9 protein-coding genes and 1 tRNA gene are annotated in these 15,526 nt (G+C 46.8%); 6 read left to right on the top strand and 4 right to left on the bottom strand.

Annotated elements, in window-relative coordinates; genetic code table 11:
• Positions 1 to 367: 367 nt before the first annotated feature.
• The 3 genes from B5J94_RS13345 to B5J94_RS13335 all read right to left on the bottom strand — a co-directional run bounded on the left by B5J94_RS13345 (position 368) and on the right by B5J94_RS13335 (position 4,860).
• Positions 368 to 3,415 (bottom strand): efflux RND transporter permease subunit, encoded by a 3,048-nt coding sequence (locus B5J94_RS13345; protein ID WP_062499024.1) that lies wholly within the window; start codon positions 3,413 to 3,415, stop codon positions 368 to 370.
• On the bottom strand, positions 3,412 to 4,596 hold the full coding sequence (locus tag B5J94_RS13340; RefSeq protein WP_062499025.1) for an efflux RND transporter periplasmic adaptor subunit: 1,185 nt from the start codon (positions 4,594 to 4,596) through the stop codon (positions 3,412 to 3,414). Before B5J94_RS13340 ends, B5J94_RS13345 begins: the two co-directional genes overlap by 4 nt.
• Positions 4,597 to 4,662: 66 nt before the next feature.
• Entirely contained in the window at positions 4,663 to 4,860 is a 198-nt protein-coding gene (locus tag B5J94_RS13335) for a hypothetical protein (protein ID WP_062499026.1), read from the bottom strand.
• A 262-nt stretch (positions 4,861 to 5,122) separates the two neighbouring features.
• Between B5J94_RS13335 and B5J94_RS13330 the strand changes: the two genes are divergently transcribed.
• Complete coding sequence (locus tag B5J94_RS13330; protein ID WP_062499027.1) at positions 5,123 to 6,856, top strand: DUF262 domain-containing protein; 1,734 nt, start codon at positions 5,123 to 5,125, stop codon at positions 6,854 to 6,856.
• 30 nt (positions 6,857 to 6,886) lie between these two features.
• Here the strand turns inward: B5J94_RS13330 and recG are convergent, their stop codons facing one another.
• Positions 6,887 to 8,983, bottom strand: coding sequence for an ATP-dependent DNA helicase RecG (gene recG / locus B5J94_RS13325; RefSeq protein WP_062499028.1), 2,097 nt, complete (start codon positions 8,981 to 8,983; stop codon positions 6,887 to 6,889).
• 347 nt (positions 8,984 to 9,330) lie between these two features.
• On the opposite strand from recG, the gene B5J94_RS13315 reads away from it, so the two are divergent.
• The 5 genes from B5J94_RS13315 (at position 9,331) to B5J94_RS13295 (ending at position 15,443) form a co-directional block, all read left to right on the top strand.
• The gene (locus B5J94_RS13315; protein WP_062499030.1) at positions 9,331 to 10,554 is read left to right on the top strand and encodes a type II secretion system F family protein; all 1,224 of its coding nucleotides are present in this window, start codon (positions 9,331 to 9,333) and stop codon (positions 10,552 to 10,554) included.
• Positions 10,554 to 11,459: a prepilin peptidase gene (locus tag B5J94_RS13310; protein WP_062499031.1), complete on the top strand. Its 906-nt coding sequence runs from the start codon at positions 10,554 to 10,556 to the stop codon at positions 11,457 to 11,459. The genes B5J94_RS13315 and B5J94_RS13310 overlap by 1 nt, the downstream gene beginning before the upstream one ends.
• Before the next feature lie 47 nt (positions 11,460 to 11,506).
• Positions 11,507 to 11,583, top strand: a tRNA-Val gene (locus B5J94_RS13305).
• Between the two features lie 166 nt (positions 11,584 to 11,749).
• Positions 11,750 to 14,536, top strand: coding sequence for a [protein-PII] uridylyltransferase (glnD, locus tag B5J94_RS13300; RefSeq protein WP_228144607.1), 2,787 nt, complete (start codon positions 11,750 to 11,752; stop codon positions 14,534 to 14,536).
• A 58-nt stretch (positions 14,537 to 14,594) separates the two neighbouring features.
• Positions 14,595 to 15,443 carry a WG repeat-containing protein gene (locus tag B5J94_RS13295; RefSeq protein ID WP_062499032.1) on the top strand — a complete coding sequence of 283 codons (849 nt, stop codon included), beginning with the start codon at positions 14,595 to 14,597 and terminating at the stop codon, positions 15,441 to 15,443.
• Positions 15,444 to 15,526 lie beyond the last annotated feature (83 nt).

The raw sequence follows: 15,526 nt of genomic DNA, 5'->3' as shown, positions 1-15,526 counted from the left end.
ATAATACAAGGGGCGAATTATAGCAAATTAACCCCAATTCACACCAATACCATATTTTTTAATAAAGTTTTTGCAGGGTGGTGTACCACGCACCTTTTTAATGAAAAATCAGGATTGTTAAATAAAAATATATTTTAAAATTTGGACGTGTGGGGGCAATTTATTCGCCCAAAAATCAATATTTTATCACAGGGCAAATGTGATTTGCCCCTACAAATTTATCCAAAGATTCCAAAGATATAGTTAATTAACAATACCGAAAAATCTTATTGGTATGTTATGTACCCCTTTTTTTACTTGTTTGGCATACATTAAAAAACAAAACCACGCCCTTTGACGTGGTTTTGACCAATTAAGCCGTCTTAGATTAAGCTATTTTGGACTTTTTAAACCACCGTCCCACATCGTCCATCAGTGTATAGACCACTGGTATCACCACAAGGCTCAAAAACGTGGACGTGATAAGACCGCCTAGCACCGCCACTGCCATCGGACGGCGAAAGGTCGAATCCACCCCACCCCAACCAAACACCAATGGCAACATACCTGCCCCCATCGCAATGGTCGTCATGATGATAGGGCGAGCCCGTTTACGGCACGCGTCTAGTATCGCATCTGGACGAGATTTGCCCTGTTGCTCGGCGATGATGGCGTAGTCCACGAGCAGGATAGAGTTCTTAGTGGCGATACCCATCAGCATGATAAAGCCAATCATGGACGAAATGGACAGACCAGACCCTGTTACCACCAAGCCAATCAATGCCCCACCGATAGACAACGGCAACGCCATCAAGATAGTAAAGGGCTGTAACACCTTATGAAACAGTAGCACCAGCACGCCAAAGATACAAAATATCCCCACACCCATCGCAATGACAAAGCCTGTAAATAGCTCTGCCATACTATCGGCTTGCCCCTCGTCCATCGCACTTACACCATCAGGCAGATTGGTCAGGCTTGGCAAGCCTTTAACGGCACTGACCACCTCGCCTAACTCCTGCTCGGACTGTACCGTGATTTTGATACTGCGTTCACGATTGAGACGGCGAATCTCCGCCTCGCCTGTGGTAAAGTCAATATCCGCCACTTCCGAGAGCTTGACCGCATTGTTCGTACTGCTTGGCACATATAGACCAGACAACGCCACAGGGTCGGCACGCACGCTGTCAGGCAGTCGCACGACAATGGGGATTTGGCGTGTGTCAAGGCTTAGCTTAGAGAGTGCCTGCTCATAATCGCCCTGCGTGGCGATACGCAAGGTATCGGCAAGCGACTGCGTGGTAACGCCCTTATCCGCCATACGCATGGGGTCAGGGATAACGGCAAGCTCAGGCTTAGGCAACGGTTTGTTACTGCTCACCGATGAGACGCTTGGCAGTCCACGAATCTCCGCCATGACCTTATCCACCGTCTCTTCTAGCAGTCTGGGATTATCCGAACGTAGCGAAAATCCATAGCCCGTATCGCCCCCTGCCGACATACCCACCGTAAAGCGAGCAGACGGCACACCCTTGATGACGTCCGATATGGCGTGCTCTATCTCTGTCTTAGGGGGGCGTTCGCCACGTGGGGCAAGCACGACATTGAGTGTGGCGTTATTTTCCGCCCCTGCGGACGCATTGCGACTGTCTGCCCCACCGCCTGCCGTCCCCACCGACACGAACACCGACTGCACGCCATCGATGTGGCGGATACGCTCGGCGGTCATGTCTGCGATGACGGTCGTGTCGTTTAGCACCGCATCAGGGGTTAGCTCTAAGGTAAGCTGGGTCTGGTCGCTGTCATCTGCCGGCACGAACTCACCCGAGAGTAGCCCTGCCATCGCCAACGAACCGATAAACAGCACAATGGTCGCCCCAAGCGTGATAAAGCGGTGCTTTAATGTCCATGACACCAGTTTGAGATAGGTAGTCATGGTTTTGCTTGTCGTTTCGGTTTTGGGCTGTTCAGGTTTTAGGATATATGCCGCCATCATGGGCGTAACCAGACGTGCCACCAGTAGCGAGATAAACACCGAAATCGCCGCCGTCCACCCAAACTGCTTAAAAAACTGCCCCACCACCCCACTCATAAAGGCAGTCGGCAAAAACACCGCAATGAGTGTAAACGTGGTCGCCACCACCGCAAGCCCAATCTCATCTGCCGCCTCCATCGCCGCCTCATACGGGGTCTTACCCATGTGTAGGTGTCGCATGATGTTCTCCACCTCAACAATGGCATCATCAACCAACACACCGATGACGAGCGACAAGGCAAGCAGTGAGATGATATTTAAACTAAAATCAAACACATACATCGCCAAAAAGGTCGGTATGATAGACAAAGGCAATGCCGCTGCCGCCACCAGAGTCGCTCGCCAGTTTCGCAAAAACAGCCACACCACGACCACCGCCAAGATACAGCCCTCGATGAGCATTTTCATGCTGGCATTATAATCTTCAAACACCGGCTGGGCGTTGTCATAGATTTTTTGGACACGGATATGCGGTATCTCTTGGGCGAGTTTGGCAAGCTCGGCATCAATGCCTTTGACCATGTCCACTTCACTTGCTCCACGTGAGCGAGTAAAATTGACCGCCACCACCGTCTGTCCGTCCAGCTTTGCCACGCTACTTCGGTCGGCATGAGCATCATAGATACTGGCAAGCTGACCCAGTGGCACGCCTCCTGCTGGGGTAACGACTTGGATATGAGCCAGCTCCTCGACACTGCGTGCCGCCCCCAGTACTCGAATGGTCTGCATACCGCCACCGATTTTGGCGGTGCCACCTGTGGCATCTGTCTGTGAAGCACTGATTTGGTTGGACAAATTACCAATGGGTAGCCCCCAACCATTTAGCTTTGCCACATCAGGAGCGACGATGATTTGACGTTCAATACCGCCCACACGGCTCATCGTCCCCACGCCTGCAACATTGGATAGGCGTTTGTTTAATGTGTCATCAACAAACCACGACAGCTCCGCCTCGCTCATGTTATCGGACGCCACCGAGTAGCCTGCCACAGGAAAGCCTGCGGTAGAGACTTTGGTGATAATCGGCTCTTCGGCAGCAGCCGGCAAATCACTGCTAATCTCATCTAGTGCCGAACGCACGTCATCAACCGCCTCTGATAGGTCTTTTTCTAAGACAAATTCGGTGTGTACCGTCGCCACGCCTGTTTGCAAGGTCGAGCGAATGTGCTTGACCCCTGATATGGACGTGATTTTGTTTTCTATTTTTTTGGCGACGTCTGTTTCTAGCTGGGCTGGGCTTGCCCCCGAATAAGCCACCGTAACGATGACGGCAGGCACATCAATGTCGGGGAACTGCTGAATTTTCATGTTATTAAAAGCAAGCAATCCACCAAGCGTAAATAAGGTAAACAACAAAATCGCCACTAAGGGGTTTTTGATAGAATAGGCTGAAAAGTTCATGGTTGCTCTGCCTTATCCCCTGCCATGTCTTTGTTCATGTCTTGTATCATGACGATATTCACCAAGTCATTTTCATTTAAAAAACTCACCCCATTTGCCACAATGAGCGTATCAGACGGCAAATCGGTCGCCACTTTGTCCTGCTCACGAGCCAAGACGGTGATTTTTTGGCGTTGGGTTTGGTAAATGTCTGTCTGGTCAGTTTTGGCAAGTTGCCACACATAATCATAGCCGTCCGTACTCATGACCGCCGAGCTGGGTATGGCATGATGACTTTGACTGCCTAGCACGAACTGTCCACGCTGATATGTCCCTGCTCTTAGGGCAGAGTGGGCTGGCATGGCGACATGCACGACTATCTCACGCCCTGCATTGGCGGTTGGCGACAGATGAGTAACCGTCCCTACCACGCTCTCATCGCCCACCATGACCTGTGCCTGCTGTCCGACATAGATACGCTCGGCATCGGCAGGCGAGAGTGTCGCTTGCCATTCTAGCCGTCCGCCTTTGATGATACTAAATAATGGCGTGCCACTAACCAATACGCCCACCTGTGCATTTTTGGCACTGATAATTCCTGCCACAGGGGCAATGATTTGGGTGTTATTTAGGTTGCTTTTGGCGGTGCTAAGGCGTGCCAAACTCGCTTTTTTTGTCGCTTGGGCTTGTTTTAGAGCGGTGCGATAGCTATCCACTTGCTGACGGCTGACCGCATCAATGGCAAGCAGTGGCTCAACTCGTGCCAAATCCGCCTGTGCCTGCTCACGGCTCGCCCTTGCCTGCTCATAATCCGCCTGTGCCTGCACCGCATTCTCACTCATGGTGTCTTTATCTAGCACGGCAAGCACCTGCCCTGCCTTGACATAATCGCCCACCTCGGCGAGTACCTGCTCAACGGTCGCCCCTGTGATTTTGGCACTGACTTCGGCAGTCTCTTTGGCACTCATCACGCCACTGGCGGACAAGCTGTCTGATACAAGCATGGGGCTTGGCGTGGTCGCCTGCACGGTCATGGCAACTTTGGTGTTATCAGATGCATCGGCGGACGTGGCAGATGTGGGGCGAGTGGTCTCTGACGGCTTGGCGGTCAGTCGCCCTATTAGTACACCAAACACCACAAGGGCAATGGCACACATCGCCCACAATAAGGGGTTTTTGGGATTAAAAGTCGGCTTGTTCATGGTGATTTTATGAGTGATAAAAACAGCATTGTAGCAAGGTCGGGGGGATTGTCAAGGGTATTTATGCTACTTCACGTCCGTGTTTTTTATCAGCTCTCTTAGCCTATCTCGCTCCCTTATCAGCTCTATTTTTTGATTATCAAAATAATCTTGCCAATCATCAATGCTACTCACCACTTGATAGCTTTGGCTTGCCTTAATCTCATCAATGATAAGTTTCAGATTATCCAGCTTTTGGGATAATTGGGTTTTGATGAGTTGCAATTTGTCATTTTTAGTTATAACATTTTATGAAATATGATTTATACTAGGGCATGTTGAACATTGATAACATTTTTATTGGAAATTTGATAAAAAGTTGATGGTTTAATCAATTTTTGCATGAAAATGATTATCATCCTACGTATTTTCCTTGAAAAACGTGCGATTCCCCCTGTTTTTCATTGCAAATACAAAAGGCAGGCACGCCCTAGATTTTTTGTTATAGTGATGTTAAAATTTAAAAAAATTTAAGCGAGATAATTTTATGACTGCCACTAATTTTAAAACGGTAAACCAAACCTATCGCCAATTAATTGGTAATGGTTTGACTTACTCTATTCCGAGATTTCAGAGAGATTATAGTTGGACGGTTGATGAATGGGATGATTTATGGCAGGACTTGTTGATCGCTATTGAAGATAAGGCAAATAATAAAGACAGTTCGCATTATATGGGTTACTTGGTATTGCAATCAAGCGATGACAAGAATTTCGATGTCATTGATGGGCAGCAACGCTTAACCACGCTAAGCATTGTTGTTTTGGCTGGCTTAAAAAATCTGCAAAAACTCATTAATGATCATCCTGAATTTGCCCAACAAAATCAACAACGCTTAGAACAACTGCGACAAACTTATGTTGGTTATTTAGACCCCATTACATTACAACCTAAATCTAAGTTAAATCTAAATAACAATAATGACTTTTTTTATCAAAATTATTTGGTTACTTTATCAGAAAACATACCAAGAAGAAATATGAGATCATCGGAGCATTCTTTGCGAAAAGCATTTGAATGGTTTGATGATAAGATTGCTAAGTATATTAAAAACAGTGAAAATAAAGGAGTAGAGATTGCAACCTTTATTGGAAATATGAGTGATTTATTATTTTTTACAGTAATTACTGTAAATGATGAAATAAATGCCTACAAAGTATTTGAAACATTAAATGCTCGTGGCATTAAATTATCATCAACCGACTTACTAAAAAATTATTTATTTTCTATCATTCACAAAGAAACCAATCATTTGGACAATAATCATGAATTAAATGGTCTAGAAAGACATTGGAACAAAATTGTGGAGCGACTTGGCTCAGAAAGCTTTCCTGATTTTTTAAGGGTATTTTGGAATAGCAAATACTCTTTTGTTCGTCAAAATGAATTATTTAAAAAAATTAGAGATAAAATAACCAATCGTAGAGAAGTATTTTCATTAATTAGAGAAATTGATGAAAATATTGACCTATATCTATCCTTGAATAATCCAAGCACAGCAACAAATTGGTCTTTAAATGCTAGAAAATATGCTGAAATACTAAAAATGTTTAATGTTAAACAGCCTTACGCTTTGTTAATGTCTGCTTATCGCAACTTCAAGGCAGAAGACTTTGAAAAAACATTGAAAACTTGCGTTATCATTTCGTTTCGCTATAATGTTATTGGCGGTTTGCATACAGGCGAGTTAGAGCGTGTTTATTACAAAGCATCAGAAAAAATTAATGAGAATATCCGCTATTCAGACATGATTTTATTACTAAAAGAAGTTTATGTAAAAGATGAGCATTTCAAATCCTATTTTTCAGATAAAATATTAAAAACCACATCATCAAGAAATAAAAAAGTAGTAAGATATATTCTGACAGAAATAGAACGCAAAGAAAGCGGCGTTAACAACCCTGCTTTAGATGATACAGACGTTAATATTGAGCATATCTACCCTGAGAACCCTGATAAAGGTTGGGAGATTTTTGACTTCAAGGACGGCGAATCCATGACTTACAGACTGGGCAACATGGCGTTGTGCGAGAAAAACATAAACAGCCAAATGGCAAATTTGGAATTTGAGCAAAAAAAACCTGTATTGACTCAAAGTCATTTTCAGACCACAAGGGCGATTGCTGATTATCCAGACTGGAATCCAGATGCAATCACAAAACGCCAACGGTTAATGGCGAAGGTTGCTACAAGTATTTGGCGAATAGACCAATTAAGCTAACTTCAAAAGCAAGCACAAAAGAGTTTACGTTTACGCCCCCACAAACTCCCCACTTTCCCTAAGCCATAGCCCTATCATCGCTTGGGTTAGGGCGGTTTTGTTGGGCGATTTGATGAGATGATTGGCAAGGTTTTGGGCGATATGTAGTAAGCTCTCATCTCGCACGATGTCCGCTAAATAGTAACCCATATCCCCCGTTTGGCGTTTGCCCAGTAGCTCGCCTGCCCCACGCAGTTCCAAGTCCTTTTGGGCGATGACAAAACCGTCCGTACTGTCCCTTAGGATATTGAGCCGTTCTATGCCTGTGGGCGACAGGGGCATTTGATACAGTAGCACACAAAAGGATTTTTCCGAGCCACGCCCTACACGCCCACGCAGTTGGTGGAGCTGAGACAGTCCGAGCCGTTCGGCATTTTCTATCACCATAAGGGACGCATTTGGCACGTCCACGCCCACTTCTATCACGGTGGTGGCAACCAGTAGGTCAATGTCGCCTTGTTTAAAATCATTCACCACCGCTTGCTTGTCGCTCGCTTTCATTTTACCGTGTACCAGTCCTATCCTTATATCCAACCGCTCGCACAGGTCTTGATACAACAACTCTGCCGACTGTGCGTCTAGGGCGGTAGATTCTTCGACGAGCGGACACACCCAGTAGGCTTGTTTGCCGTTTTTGCAGTTGATGCGTATCCGCTCAATCACTTCATCACGGCGGTCTCGGTTAATGGTAACGGTGGTAATGGGCGTGCGATTGGGCGGTAGCTCATCTATCACCGACACGTCCATGTCGCCATACATACTCATTGCCAGCGTGCGTGGAATGGGGGTGGCGGTCATGGCAAGCTGATGTGGCGTGCTGTTTGCCACGCCTTTATTGACGAGTTTTAGCCGTTGCTCCACGCCAAAACGGTGCTGTTCGTCAATGATGACAAGCCCCAATTTGGCAAACGCCACACCGTCTTGGAACAGGGCGTGCGTACCCACCACGATTTGTACGTCATTATTGATAATGGCGTTTAGGCTGGCATTGCGTTCTTTGGCGGTCTGTTTGCCAGCAAGCCAGCCTACGCCAATGCCCATCGGCTCAAACCATTTTTTAAAATTCATCAGATGCTGTTCTGCCAAAATCTCGGTCGGTGCCATGATTGCCACTTGCCAACCACTATCAATGGCATGACACGCCGACAAACCCGCCACAAGGGTTTTTCCCGCCCCCACATCCCCTTGCACAAGGCGGAGCATGGGCGTACTGGTGGCAAGGTCGGCAACTATCTCACCAACAACACGCTGTTGGGCGTTGGTCGGACAAAATGGTAGGCTCGCCACAAGTCTATCGGCAAGCGGACTGACACGTTCACAAAAAGGGGCTTTGTGGGCGTGTAGGTTTTGCTTTCGGTACAAAAACACAAGCTGATGAGCGGTGAGCTCTTCGATGATGAGCCTTTGGCAGGCAGGGTGGGTGCGGTCTTTTAGTCCTGTCAAAAGTGCCGTTTGGCTAAAAATATCCGCCTGTGGGTCGGGCAGATGTATGGCGGTCAAGGCGGACAACAAATCGCCCTGCACACGCACGCCCACGCTGTTAAAATCATCATCAGACAGGCAAGTTAAAGGCGTCTCACGGACGGCATTAATCGCCATGCGGACAAACTGACGCAGTTTGTTTTGATGAAGTCCCTTGACGGTCGGATAAATGGGCAACAGCCCACCCTCAAAGGTCTTTGTCCCTGTGATGTGATACTCTGGGTGAGCCATTTGCACGCCATAGCGACTGACCTTTATCTCGCCAAATGCGGTGATGTTCGCCCCCACGGTCATGGTTTGTAGTAGGGTCGGATAGGTTTTAAAAAATTGCAAAACCACCATGCCAGTGCTATCCTCCAAACACACCGACAGCCGTCCTTTATTGCTTGCCACGTCCGTGATGACCCCTGCAATCATACATACTTGCCCGTTTTCTACCGTGTTCATCGGCACAATACGGCTACGGTCTTCATAATCTCGGGGCAGGTGCATGAGTAAATCAAAAATGCGATGAATGTCAAGCTCGGCAAGTTTTTTTGCCAACGGCTGACCCACGCCTGCAAGGGCAGTAATGGGGTATTGGGTGGGGGCGAGTGCGGTAGTCATGGATTTGGGTGGTAATTATTTTTGGTCATTGTAAGAGTAATAAGGCAAATTGGCAAGAATTTATCCTTTGAAATGATAAATTTTAGCAAAACAATCATTCACCAAATTATATTTTTAAGCCATTTAACCAAAAAAATAAACCGTTTATTTTTTTATGGCATAAACGGCAGTTTATACCCTACCAAAAACCACGAATGTTGTGCAAGTTTTGTGATACATTATTTACAATTTGATGACTTTTGGTGTAAAATGTCATCAGCATTACCCTATGTTGGGTTCATTTAAAAATACAATACGGCACATAACTTGCAACATCGCCAACATTGGCAAAGCATGAAGAGATACCCATGGCAAAAGTAGCAACCGAACAATTACTTGATTTTAAATACTCTGGCACCAATAGACGCGGACAGAACGTCAAAGGCGAGATGACTTCTAAGAGCATTGAGCTTGCTCGTGCTCAGCTTAGAAAGCAGGGCATCATCGTCCAAGACATTCGCCAAAAGTCTAAACCGCTATTTAGTGGCAAAAAAGCCATTAAAGCGATTGATATTGCTATTTTTGTACGTCAACTTGCCACGATGATGAAAGCGGGTGTGCCACTAACCCAGTCCTTTGAGATTGTCGCCGACTCCCTTGAAAACCCTAGCATGAAAGACTTGGTACTCAAAATCAAGGCGGATATTGAAGCGGGGAGCAACTTTGCCACCGCCTTACGCAAACACCCCAAATATTTTGATGACCTATTTTGTTCATTGGTGGAGTCAGGTGAGCAGTCAGGTGCGTTAGAGACCATGTTAGAGCGTGTCGCCACCTATAAAGAAAAGAGCGAGCTGTTAAAGGCAAAAATTAAAAAAGCGATGAAATACCCAATTGCGGTTATCATTGTTGCTATTATTGTTACTGCCATTCTACTAATCAAGGTTGTACCTGTTTTTGCTGATATGTTTGCTGGTTTTGGTGCTGAATTACCCGCTTTCACTCAGCTTGTTGTTAATATGTCAAATTGGTTGGTTAAATATTATATTGTCCTGTTTGGTATTCTAGCGATTATTGCTATTGCCTTTACCCAAGCCAAAATGCGTTCGAAGAAATTTCGTGATTTTTTGGATAGACTAACATTAAAACTACCCATTTTTGGCGATATTGCTTATAAAGCTATTATTGCTCGTTTTTGTCGTACGCTATCCACCACCTTTGCTGCTGGTGTGCCTTTGATTGATGCCCTAGATTCTACCGCGGGAGCAACCAACAACGTGGTATTTTATAATGCTACTCAACGCATCAAGGAAGATGTCGCCACCGGTCAGCAAATGCAATTTGCCATTCGTAGCACCAACTTATTTCCCAGCATGGTCATCCAGATGGTGGGCATTGGCGAAGAAGCGGGTAGTTTAGAAGAAATGTTGGATAAAGCCGCCACCTACTATGAAAACGAAGTGGATAACGCCGTTGATGGTCTGACCAGCCTCATGGAACCAATGATTATGGCATTCTTAGGTATTGTAATTGGTGGTCTTGTTATCGCCATGTATCTACCCATATTCCAAATGGGCTCTGTGGTGGGCTAATGAGCATTTTCCAATTTTTAGCAGAAAATTTATATATAGCGCTTGCCCTGACTGGAATATTGGGGCTTTGCGTTGGTTCATTTTTAAACGTGGTCATTCATCGCACACCACTTATCATGAATCGAGAGTGGCGTAAAGATACGGCGTGGTTTTTGGGTACACAGTCCGACCTTAATCCCAATCATGTCAAGCCCATTCAAGAGATGATTGCCAATGACGCACCCATTAGCTTATCCTTTCCGCCGTCTCGTTGCCCCAAATGCAACCACCAAATCCGTGCTTATGAAAACATTCCTGTATTAAGCTGGCTTATTCTATTGCGTGGTAAATGTTCCGGTTGTGGCAACCCCATTAGTATGCGTTATCCATTAGTGGAACTCATCACTGCCCTATTGTCTGTCTTGGTCATCTATATGCTAGGGGCAAATGTGGCAGGCGTGTTGGGGCTGATTTATATATGGATGCTCATTGCCCTAACTGGCATCGATTTTGACACACAACTACTGCCCGACCGCTTGGTTTTCCCGCTGGGTATGATAGGCTTAATGGCAAACACCCAAAATATCTTTACTTCACTAAGCTCTGCGGTGTGGGGCGGACTGCTTGGTTTTTTATCCTTTTGGTCAGTTGCCAAACTCTATGCACTCATCACCAAAAAAGATGGCATGGGAGCAGGCGATTTTAAACTACTAGGGGCGATTGGGGCGTGGCTTGGTGTGAGCATGTTACCCTTTTTAATCTTAACATCAGCCATCTTAGGTTCTATTGTTGGTCTGATTTTAATGAGAATGCGGGGCGAAAGCCGTGCCTTTGCCTTTGGTCCTTATATCGCCATTGCAGGTATCATTGCCCTACTTTGGGGGCATGACATCATGGATTGGTATTTAAATATGTACAAAGTGTAAAAAGTGCTTGCCATTTAAAATTTATCTGTTATAATAGCACCACTTTTAGGCGTATAGCTCAGTTGGTTAGAGCACCACCTTGACATGGTGGGGGTCGTTGGTTCGAATCCGATTACGCCTACCACATCCAAACCCCTTGAAATACTGATATTTCAAGGGGTTTTTGCTTGTTTTGACAAAATTATTTACAAAAATAAATCTGTTTATTTTGTGCATTTTGGACGAAAAATGCGTAAAATAACGATAAATTTATGATAAATTGACCATCAAGCATTTAGCCACCGACTGCCATGACCCAACCCAGTTTACCCCCATTGCCACCCCTGCCCCCCTACACCCCCACCGCTTATAAGGCTTATTTGACCGAGCTAAATGCTGATATTGATAGGCAGATTTGCGAGCAGGGCATACACGCCACAGACACGATAGACAGCCACATCGCTAGGCGAACGCAGGCGGTAGATAACATGCTTGTGAGTATGTTTGAAGCGTTATTCGGGACAGACAGCGAGCTTGGGTTATTTGCCATTGGCGGGTATGGGCGGGGCGAGCTGTTCCCCGCGTCAGATGTGGACATTTTGATACTAGGCGATGACACGGACAGCCATCAAGCCCAGATAGAAGCATTCGTGGCAAGCCTATGGGACATCGGCATAGAACCTGCCATCTCGGTGCGGACAGTGAGCGACACGATGACCGCCGTCACCGAGCATACCGTGGCGACCGCCCTGTTAGAAGCCCGTTTTTTGGTCGGCAATGATACACTGGCTGACGTGCCAACCCTTGCTGTCAAAGGAGCATGGACTGCCAAAGCCTTTTTTGGTGCTAAGATGAGCGAATCCAAAGTCCGCTATCTTGCCCATAACGCCACCGAATACAACTTAGAGCCGAACATCAAGACCGCCCCTGGTACACTGCGAGATTTACACATTATTTTGTGGCTTGGTAAGTTTTATTTTGACGGGGTGCAAGACTTTCATGATTTGGTTGAAGTGGGATTTTTAAACCCTGACAAATACGCCACCTTAGAGTCCGCCAAACGCTTCTTATGGTGCCTGCGTCATCATCTACACACCCATGTCGCACGCCATGATGACCGCCTACTCTTTGACCGTCAACGTGCCGTCGCTGTTAGCATGGGACTGGCACATGCCGATGATGATAACCGCCAAATCACGCACGCCTTAGAGCGACTCATGCGAACCTACTATCGCCATGCGATGACCACCGCCAGTCTCTCCGAGCTTTTGTGTGCGTATTTTAATGAAAACTATCTAAACCCTGAGTTTGTCACCACGCCCATTGATGAGCATTTTTATGCCATCACCGAGCAGGCAAGCCCCATTGACTCATCCCTACACCAAGACGGACTGGCAAAGGACGTACTCATCAAACAAGGCAAACTACTAAGCCACGACCCCAAGATTGCCGTGCACGACCCACACACCTTTGACAAGAGTCCTGCCCTACTGCTTCGTATTTTTCTGGTCATGGGGCAACAAGGCATTAAAAAAATCAGTGCCAACACCCTGCGTGCCATCTACCTTGCCACGCCACGCATCGATGATGACTACCGTCGGCACCCTGCCCATCAGGCTCTGTTTTTGGCAAACCTGCAAGAACCCAACTACCTATTTCATCGCCTACGCCTGATGAAACGCTTTGGCGTGTTAGGCTCATACCTGCCTGCCTTCGGGCAAATCATGGGACTTATGCAGTATGACCTGTTTCACCGCTACACCGTGGACGCTCATACTTTGCTACTCATTCGCATTTTGCACCGCTTGACGGATGTGGACAATGAGATTTATCAACAAAAATTTGACCTAGTCAGTCAGATTTATAAACAAATCCACCGCAAAGACATACTGGTCATCGTCGCCTTGTTTCATGACATCGCCAAAGGGCGTGGGGGCGACCACAGCGAACTTGGGGCGGTCGATGTGTATGAATTTTGTACATCGCACGGCATGACCGAGAGCGACAGCCAGTTTGCGTCATGGCTGGTGCGTGAACATCTGACCATGTCGCTCACCGCTCAAAAGCAGGACATCTCCGACCCTGATGTCATCGCTCGCTTTGCCCATTTTGTTGGCAGTGTCAGCAGACTAAACCACCTGTATGTACTGACCGTTGCCGACATGAACGCCACCAACAGCGAGCTGTGGAACTCATGGCGAGCCAGTCTGTTAAAACAGCTTTATATCAGCACCAGACGAGTGCTAAACCTTGGCATGGGTGTCGTGGACAAAGACGTCTATATCACTGGTCGCAAAAGCAAAGCCCAAGCCCTACTGACCGACATCGACCCTACCACCTTGCACGCCCTATGGGATGAGCTGGGCGATGAGTATTTTTTAAAACACAAAAAACTCGACATCGCATGGCAAAGCCGTGTCATCTTAGAACAAAAATCCGCCATCCAAGACGCTCGCCCCATCATCGCCATTCGCTCCCACACCGATTTGGCACTGGACGCCATTCAGCTATTTATCTGCACCCCCGACCGTGATGATTTGTTCGCCATCAGCGTGTGCGTGCTTGACCGTTTTGGCTTGTCGGTGCTGGATGCGACTATCGTCAGTGCCACCATTGATGGCGTGCCGTCCGCCCTAGACAGCTATGTACTCATTGACCGCTTTGCCACACGAGATGAGCATGGCACGCTCATGAGTGATTTTCTGACCCCCAGTGACAGGCGAGACGAACTGGTGAGCAAGCTTAGCCAAGCACTCACAGGAGACGCCCCTAAGTGTCAGATAGCCAGTGCCAGTTTTGGCTTTAACCTGACCTTAAAACACTTTAACGTCCCCACGCAGGTACACATCGAACGTGCCACCCCCTTTGCCCATCAAGGCCATCACGCCCTATCACTCATCACCAAAGACCGCCCTGCCCTACTTGCCAAAATCGGGCAAGTATTCTCAAAGCTCGGCGTGGCGGTACATGGGGCGAGAATCACCACCCTAGGCGAGCGTGCCGAAGATATCTTTTATCTGTCTGACAAAGATGGTAGTTTGCTTGATGATGATAAAATTGAGTCGCTCAAAGTGGCTTTGATTGAAATTTTACAATAAGTCAAGTACAATAAATCAGCTTTTTCCATTCATTGCTTTTACTCATTTGGAATCATCCATGAACATTTCTTTTTTCACCCCATCCACTTCTCGCCCAAAGCTTGCCCTATGCCTTGCCCTATCCGTTTTTGCCACGACAGGCGTCAACGCAGAAGACAACGTCGATTCGGACGATTACGCACTCTTCGACTTATCAGAAGACATCGACGCCTGCGAAGATGACACCAAATTGCCGACAGGTTTTAGCTACAAAGAGTACACCAGCGACTGTCAGTACAACGAAAACATGACCGTCATCACCGATGGCACGGTGTATGGCTTTGCCAACAAAGACGGCAAGGTCATCATCCGCCCCACCTTTGAAGACGCTCACGACTTTGATGAAGGGCTTGCCTTAGTCAAACAGCAAGGCAAATACGGCTACATCAACCCCAAAGGCAACATCGTCATTCGCCCCACCTTTGAAGACGCGTGGGGCTTTTGGGAAGGACGTGCCAAAATCGCCCAAAACGGCAAATATGGCTTTATTGGCAAAAAAGGCAATATCGCCATCAAACCGAGCTTTGATGAGACAGGCAACTGGTTTGAACAAGGCTTAGTGTCAGTCAAAATCAACGACAAATGGGGCTTTATGGACAAAAACGGTCAAACCAAAATCGCCCCCATCTACGACCATGTCGAAGATTTTAGCGAGCAGTTGGCTTTGGTTGCCAAAGACACGGGCAAAACCGACAGTGATGGCGACCCCATCTGGCAATACGGCTACATCGACACCAAAGGCAAAATCGCCCTACCCCTAAAATACGATTACGCCACCAGTTTCATCAATGGCTCTGCCATGGTCATTGCCGATGACAGCATTTATTTTATCAATAAAAAAGGCGAACGTGTCGAGCCTGAATTATAAGACTGCTTTTGTAAAATGGGTAAGATAAATGCTTACCCATTTTATTTTTAATTTAATGAATAGACTTCCTGCCAAACTAGGTT

The sequence above is a fragment of the Moraxella lacunata genome (assembly GCF_002027545.1).
Taxonomy (GTDB): Bacteria; Pseudomonadota; Gammaproteobacteria; order Pseudomonadales; family Moraxellaceae; genus Moraxella; species Moraxella lacunata.
This window is presented reverse-complemented; position numbering and strand designations above follow the sequence as displayed.

Bases quoted from the DNA above. Each gene is read 5' to 3' on its own strand.
- B5J94_RS13340 (WP_062499025.1), bottom strand. From the start codon at position 4,596: ATGAACAAGCCGACTTTTAATCCCAAAAACCCCTTATTGTGGGCGATG.
- B5J94_RS13295 (WP_062499032.1), top strand. From the start codon at position 14,595: ATGAACATTTCTTTTTTCACCCCATCCACTTCTCGCCCAAAGCTTGCC.
- recG (WP_062499028.1), bottom strand. From the start codon at position 8,983: ATGACTACCGCACTCGCCCCCACCCAATACCCCATTACTGCCCTTGCA.
- glnD (WP_228144607.1), top strand. From the start codon at position 11,750: ATGACCCAACCCAGTTTACCCCCATTGCCACCCCTGCCCCCCTACACC.
- B5J94_RS13310 (WP_062499031.1), top strand. From the start codon at position 10,554: ATGAGCATTTTCCAATTTTTAGCAGAAAATTTATATATAGCGCTTGCC.
- B5J94_RS13345 (WP_062499024.1), bottom strand. From the start codon at position 3,415: ATGAACTTTTCAGCCTATTCTATCAAAAACCCCTTAGTGGCGATTTTG.
- B5J94_RS13315 (WP_062499030.1), top strand. From the start codon at position 9,331: ATGGCAAAAGTAGCAACCGAACAATTACTTGATTTTAAATACTCTGGC.
- B5J94_RS13330 (WP_062499027.1), top strand. From the start codon at position 5,123: ATGACTGCCACTAATTTTAAAACGGTAAACCAAACCTATCGCCAATTA.